Below are 5589 nucleotides of genomic sequence, written 5' to 3'. Positions count from 1 at the left end.
CCCGCACCCCGTCGGGGTGCGGGCCTCTGGCCGTGGCCGAGCGGACCGGTCAGTCCAGGTAGTCGCGCAGGACCTGCGAGCGGCTGGGGTGACGCAGCTTCGACATCGTCTTGGACTCGATCTGACGGATGCGCTCACGCGTCACGCCGTAGACCTTGCCGATCTCGTCGAGCGTCTTGGGCTGCCCGTCGCTCAGGCCGAAGCGCATCGAGACCACGCCGGCCTCACGCTCGGAGAGCGTGTCGAGGACCTGGTGCAGCTGCTCCTGGAGCAGCGTGAAGCTCACGGCGTCCGCGGGGACGACGGCCTCGGAGTCCTCGATGAGGTCACCGAACTCGCTGTCGCCGTCCTCGCCGAGCGGCGTGTGCAGAGAGATGGGCTCGCGGCCGTACTTCTGGACCTCGACGACCTTCTCCGGGGTCATGTCGAGCTCCTTGGCGAGCTCCTCCGGGGTGGGCTCGCGGCCCAGGTCCTGGAGCATCTGGCGCTGCACGCGGGCCAGCTTGTTGATGACCTCGACCATGTGCACCGGGATGCGGATGGTGCGGGCCTGGTCGGCCATGGCACGCGTGATGGCCTGACGGATCCACCACGTCGCGTACGTCGAGAACTTGTAGCCCTTGGTGTAGTCGAACTTCTCGACCGCACGGATCAGACCGAGGTTGCCCTCCTGGATCAGGTCCAGGAACAGCATGCCGCGGCCCGTGTAGCGCTTGGCGAGCGAGACGACCAGACGCAGGTTGGCCTCGAGCAGGTGGTTCTTCGCGCGGCGCCCGTCGGAGGAGATCCACTCGAGCTCACGGCGCAGCTTGGGCTCGAACGTGTCGCCCGACCCCAGACGCTCCTCGGCGAACAGGCCGGCCTCGATGCGCTTGGCGAGCTCGACCTCCTGCTCGGCGTTCAGCAGCGCGACCTTGCCGATCTGCTTGAGGTAGTCCTTGACCGGGTCCGCGGTGGCGCCCGCGGTCACGACCTGCTGGGCCGGGGCGTCGTCGTCGTCCGCGTCGGAGTACACGAAGCCGCGCGACTCGTCGGGCTCCTCGCCCGGCTTGGCTGCGGGAGCTGCCGTCTCGGTCTCCTCGTCGGCCTCGACCAGGTCCTCGACCACTACCTCGTCGGTGTCCTCGTCGTCCTTGGCGCCGCGCTTCTTGCGCGTGGCGGCGGCCTTGGGAGCAGCGGTCTTGGCGGTCGCGGCACGCTTGCGGGTCGCGGGAGCCTTGGCGGCCGGTGCGGCATCCTCGGCGGAAGCCGCCTCGGGGGCGTCGACCGTCTCGGTGGCCGCCGCGGTGCGCGTCGTCGTGACGGCGCTCGCCCGCGGGGTCGTCGCCTTCTTGGTCGCGGGCTTCACGGCGCGCGAGGTCGTCGTGGAGCGCGAGGAGGTGGCCGCGGCGACCTTCGTCGCGACGGGGATCTCGACCTCGACACCGGCACCGGCCAGCGCGCGGAGCACGGCCTTCAGTCGCTTGGGGTCGCCGATCGTCGCGCTCTCGCAGGCGTTGCGGAAGCTCTCGGCGTCGACCCGACCGTTCTCACTCCCCTTGCGCAGGAGCTCCTGCAGGGCGGGGTGTTCGAACTCGTGCGGGAGAGCGGGGTTCTGTGAAGAGGGCGCCACAAACCGACCTTTCGGCAATCACTGGAGGGGCGTGCCCGGGAGATCGGAGGACTCTCGGATCATGAGCGGACACCTATATTGTACCGGCCGATCCGTCAACGGTCGCCGGGGAAGAAGTTCCGACACGGGTGAGTCGCCGCCGACGGGCCTGCACACGTCCACTCCGCTGGATGTCGTCCCCTGGTCAACGCCTCGTCCGCGCCGAAGATTCCCTCCCCTGGGGGTCACCTCACACCACCCGGCCCTCACCAGGACGCCGTCGACGCACAGCCGGACAGACCGGGACACACCACCCGGCCGGCCCGCTCCCGCTGCTCAGCCGGCGCTCGACGGTTCTCCTGGCCACGCCGCGCACCTGCGGTGCGGCCCGCGGTCGGGTCGGCCGCTCCTCGGCCCCCCGTCAGGACCGGTCTGGCTTGACTGCGAGGACAGGGCAGGGGGCGTCGAGCAGGATGCGCTGCGCGTTGGAGCCGAGGATGAGCTTGCCGACGGGGCTGCGCCGCCGCAGGCCGATCACGATGAGCTCGGCCTGGTTCGTCTCGGCCGTGCCGACGAGATCCTCGGCGACCTCGCCCGTGCCCGCGACGACCCGGTGCTCCAGGCCCGCGGCGTGGAGAGGGGCGATGATCCGGGCGATGTCCTCGCTCCGCTCGCCGGCCTGCTCGGGAGTCGTGTGCCCGCCCTTGTCGCTCACGACCACCAGGAGCTCGCTCCGACGGGCGATCGCCTCGTCGACCGCGGTCGCGAGCGCCTCGCGCCCTTCGGGGGTGGACAGGTAACCGACAACGACTGTCATGGGATTCCTCCGTCATGCCTGGGCATGCCTGCTGGCGCGCGTGGAGCGGGTGGCGCTCGGGCCGCGATCCGGGACCACCCCGGCAGGTGCGACGGTACCGGAACCGCCCCTGATCCTCACGTCGCCCGCCCCGCACGACCCTGTTGCCGAGCCCATCCCGGCGCGAGCCCCGCGTCGAGCGCCCGCTCGAGGAGGAGCGCCAGCCGGTAGGACGGGTCCGCGTCGAGCGCCGCCGCGAGCCTGTCGGTCGCGAGCACGCCGTCACCGTCCCACCACGCGAGGAGCGCCAGGAGCGTCAGGGCGGGCGCCTGCGCCCCGCGCCGTCCGGCCCCCGCGACGGCCTCGAGGACCTCACGGGCGCACCGCGCCCGAAGGGGGTCGGGCGGCAGCCCCGAGTCGGGGTCCACGACGGCCGCGAGCGCCGCCGCGGTCCCCGTCCCGACCTGTTCGTCCGCGACGGCCGTGGCGGTGAGCGTGGCGAGCTCGTCGTTGCCGGCGACGAACGAGAGCAGCACAGCGTCCCGCACGGGGACGCTCTCGAGCGCGACCTCGAGGCGCCCGAGGACGGTGGCCGGCACGGCGGCAGGGAGCCGGACCCCCTCCTCGACGCTGCGGTACGCCTGCTCGACCATCCCGGTCGCGGCGCGCCAGGCGGCGAGCCCCTCCTGCCGCCATGCCGTGAGCCCCTGGTGGTCGTGCGTGGCGTGCGCGGCGTCCCGCCGGGCCCGCCAACGGTTCGCGGCCCGGGACGCCTTGCGACGGAGCACGGCGTCGAGCACCGGTATCGACGTGGCCTGTGCCCTGCTCGGTGCGACGGTGGCACCGGCGAGGACCATGTGCGCGCCGACCTCGGTCGACTCGAGGTCCGCGAGCGGGCGCCCTCCGGGAGGGCAGCACGTCTCGTCCTGGCAGTCGGCGCCGTGGTAGCCGGTCGCCGAGACGACCCAGACCTCGGGCTCGCCGAGGTAGCCCTCGGCGGCCTCGGTCCAGTGCTCGACGGCGGCACGCTCGCGAGCCGCGGGCGCCCCGCCTGCGCGCAGGTCGACGTCGGCGTAGAGCACGAGGACCGCTCGGGCGGCTCCGTCCGAGGAGAGGTGCGACACGAGGGTGCGCGCCACCTGGGGTCCGTGCTCGAGGTCGGCCAGGTCGTCGAGGTCCACGCGCGCGACGAGCCCGACCCGCCCGCGTGAGGTGCGCAGGCTGACCAGGACGCCGCTGTCCTGCGGTCGGTAGCCGAGGCGGAAGGGGATGTACGCGAGGAGCTCTCGTGGCCCGCGGGCCCGGATGGTCGTTGTCATGCGGCCCATCCCAGCGCCGTCGCTGCGCGTACGGGGACGGGAGGGCGGTCCTGTGGACGGCCGGATGGACTGTGGTCGGGCTCGGTGCCGCGCACTGACTACGGTGTGGGGGTGCGTCGCTCTTCACCGATCCCCGAGACTGTCCCCGAGAAACCGTCCGGTCGCCGCCGTCCGGCACCGGTCCTCGTCATCTCGGTCTGCCTCCTGGCCGGTGCGCTGGCGGGCTGCACGCCGCCCGCCGACCGGCCGGAACCCGGCCCCGGGGCCGAGGTTCCCTCCTCGGACGACGGAGGCCTTCCTGTCGACGGGACTCCCGGTCCCGAGGCGTCGATGCCGACGTTCGACGACTCCTCGGTCGCCGGGTCCCTCGTCGCAGGCTTCCCTGTCGACGTCGTCCCCGTCCCGCCGGACGCGGACGTCCTGGCGAGCTCGGCGACGGACGTCGAGGGCGTGCCGCTGCGCCAGGTGACGCTGAACCTCTCCTCCCCCGGGACCGTCCAGGAGGTCCTGGACTTCTACACCACCTCGATGACGGCCGCGGGGTTCGCAGCCCTGCCCGGGAGCGTCCCCGGGGGTCTCAGCGGCCAGGTGGCCTTCAACCGGGCGACGCCCGACGGGGCGACCGAGACGCTGTCCGTCGGGGTCCTCGACACGACCGACGCCCGCCTGGTCACGATCAGCGGCCAGGTCCTCCCGCCCGCGTGACCTAGGCTGCCCTCATGCCTGCCGACGCCCCCGCGCCCGCTCCGTCCCTGCCGGTCGACCGTGAGAACCTCCGCCCCGACGTGGACGCCGCGCTCGGCGCCTTCCTCGAGGACCAACGGGTCCGTCTCGCCGCCATCAGCGAGGACGCCGCGCCGCTGGCCGAGGCGACCGCCGCCCTCCTCACGGGAGGCAAGCGCCTGCGTGCCGCGTTCTGCTACTGGTCCTGGCGTGCCCACGGCGGACACGTCGACGACGGGCGGCGGACGGCCGCCGTGCGCACGGGTGCGGCGCTCGAGCTGTTCCAGGCCGCAGCCCTGTTCCACGACGACGTCATGGACAACTCGGACACCCGCCGCGGCCGCCCGGCGGCGCACCGCGCGTTCGCGAGCCACCACCGCGCGGCCGGCTGGTCGGGCAGCGACGTGCAGTACGGCTCGTCGAGCGCGATCCTGCTCGGCGACCTGTGCCTCATCGCGAGCCAGGCCGAGATCCGCAGAGGGCTCGTGGACCTTCCCGAGGACGTCGCGCTGCGCACGCGCACGCTGTTCGACGACATGCAGACCGAGGTGACCGTCGGCCAGTACCTCGACGTCCTGGCCCAGGCCGTGCCGTGGGGCACGGACCTCGACGCCGACGAGGCCCGGGCGCGCGCCGTGATCCGCTCGAAGTCCGCCCGGTACAGCGTCGAGCACCCCCTCGCGCTCGGTGCGGCGCTCGCCGGAGCCCCTGCGGAAGCCCTCGCTGCCGTCCCGTCGTACGGTCTGCCGCTCGGCGAGGCGTTCCAGCTCCGCGACGACGTGCTGGGGGTCTACGGCGACCCGTCCGTCACGGGCAAGCCTGCCGGCGACGACCTGCGCGAGGGCAAGCGCACGGTCCTCGTCTCCCGGGCCCTGCGCACCGCGACCCCGACGCAGAGCGCGTTCCTCCTGGAGTCCCTCGGGAACCCCGACCTGGACCAGGACGCGGTCGAGGACCTGCGGGGCCTGCTGGTCGAGACGGGGGCCGTGGCCGCGGTCGAGCAGCTCATCGCGGACCTCACGGACGAGGCCTTCACCGCGCTCGACGCGGCAGGGCTCGCCTCACCCGGCGCGGACGATGACCGTGCCCGCGGCCTTGTCGTGCATGCCTCGGCCGTCGCCGTCCCACACCACGGCCGGGACGACCAGGCACAGCAGCAC

Annotated in this window: 4 protein-coding genes and 2 pseudogenes; 2 read left to right on the top strand and 4 right to left on the bottom strand. The window is 73.3% G+C overall.

Going from position 1 to position 5589, the window contains the following annotated elements; all coding sequences use genetic code 11:
- Positions 1–49: 49 nt before the first annotated feature.
- The 3 genes from ACFRCR_RS16210 to ACFRCR_RS16200 form a co-directional block, all read right to left on the bottom strand.
- Positions 50–1612, bottom strand: coding sequence for an RNA polymerase sigma factor (locus ACFRCR_RS16210; protein WP_377678944.1), 1563 nt, complete (start codon positions 1610–1612; stop codon positions 50–52).
- 400 nt (positions 1613–2012) lie between these two features.
- Positions 2013–2408, bottom strand: coding sequence for a universal stress protein (locus ACFRCR_RS16205; protein WP_377678942.1), 396 nt, complete (start codon positions 2406–2408; stop codon positions 2013–2015).
- 116 nt (positions 2409–2524) lie between these two features.
- On the bottom strand, positions 2525–3706 hold the full coding sequence (locus tag ACFRCR_RS16200) for a DUF4192 domain-containing protein (RefSeq protein WP_377678940.1): 1182 nt from the start codon (positions 3704–3706) through the stop codon (positions 2525–2527).
- Positions 3707–4036: 330 nt separating this feature from the next.
- On the opposite strand from ACFRCR_RS16200, the gene ACFRCR_RS16195 reads away from it, so the two are divergent.
- Positions 4037–4411 (top strand): hypothetical protein, encoded by a 375-nt coding sequence (locus tag ACFRCR_RS16195; RefSeq protein WP_377678938.1) that lies wholly within the window; start codon positions 4037–4039, stop codon positions 4409–4411.
- Between the two features lie 14 nt (positions 4412–4425).
- A pseudogene (locus ACFRCR_RS16190) lies at positions 4426–5328 on the top strand (polyprenyl synthetase family protein); the annotation flags it as partial.
- A gap of 162 nt (positions 5329–5490) precedes the next feature.
- On the opposite strand, the pseudogene ACFRCR_RS16185 reads toward ACFRCR_RS16190, so the two are convergent.
- Positions 5491–5589: pseudogene (locus ACFRCR_RS16185) on the bottom strand (RDD family protein); the annotation flags it as partial.

It is taken from the genome of Oerskovia sp. NPDC056781, from assembly GCF_042789955.1.
Lineage (GTDB): Bacteria > Actinomycetota > Actinomycetes > Actinomycetales > Cellulomonadaceae > Oerskovia > Oerskovia rustica.
This window is presented reverse-complemented; position numbering and strand designations above follow the sequence as displayed.

Bases quoted from the DNA above. Each gene is read 5' to 3' on its own strand.
- ACFRCR_RS16205 (WP_377678942.1), bottom strand. From the start codon at position 2,408: ATGACAGTCGTTGTCGGTTACCTGTCCACCCCCGAAGGGCGCGAGGCG.
- ACFRCR_RS16200 (WP_377678940.1), bottom strand. From the start codon at position 3,706: ATGACAACGACCATCCGGGCCCGCGGGCCACGAGAGCTCCTCGCGTAC.
- ACFRCR_RS16195 (WP_377678938.1), top strand. From the start codon at position 4,037: ATGCCGACGTTCGACGACTCCTCGGTCGCCGGGTCCCTCGTCGCAGGC.